This window comes from Paenibacillus oleatilyticus, assembly GCF_018998565.1.
Taxonomy (GTDB): domain Bacteria; phylum Bacillota; class Bacilli; order Paenibacillales; family NBRC-103111; genus Paenibacillus_G; species Paenibacillus_G oleatilyticus.
In genome coordinates this window covers 1-356 of sequence record NZ_JAHNZO010000162.1, presented here as the reverse complement: position 1 = coordinate 356, position 356 = coordinate 1, and the positions used below count along the sequence as shown (strand labels likewise).

At 55.9% G+C, this 356-nt stretch carries 1 protein-coding gene; it reads right to left on the bottom strand.

Going from position 1 to position 356, the window contains the following annotated elements:
- Positions 1–259, bottom strand: a 259-nt coding sequence (locus KQX66_RS39050) for an MFS transporter (RefSeq protein ID WP_216798439.1), incomplete at its 3' end; no start/stop codon positions are given.
- Between the last annotated feature and the right edge of the window lie 97 nt (positions 260–356).

Below are 356 nucleotides of genomic sequence, written 5' to 3'. Positions count from 1 at the left end.
CCGCGCAGTACAGCGCCAGCGCCCCGAACAGGTGGCAAAGCGCATACAGGTAGTTGGCCTTCATCCATCGATCGGCGATGATGCCCGCTAGCCCCGGCATGATCAGCGCGGCGATACCCTTGGCGCTGTAAACCATTCCCACCTGCATACCGCTGAAATGCAGCGTGTTGATCATGTAGGAGCCCAGCGTCACCAGCCAGGCGCCCCAAATAAAGAACTGCAGGAAAATCATGACTTTTAATCGTGTTTTTATCGCCATCGCCATCACCTTGTTATTATGCTTTCAACGATGATTGGTGCAGCAGGCCCCCTGCAGCCCGCCGCCGGTTTGCTTGCGGTCTTACAGCGTTTTGAAC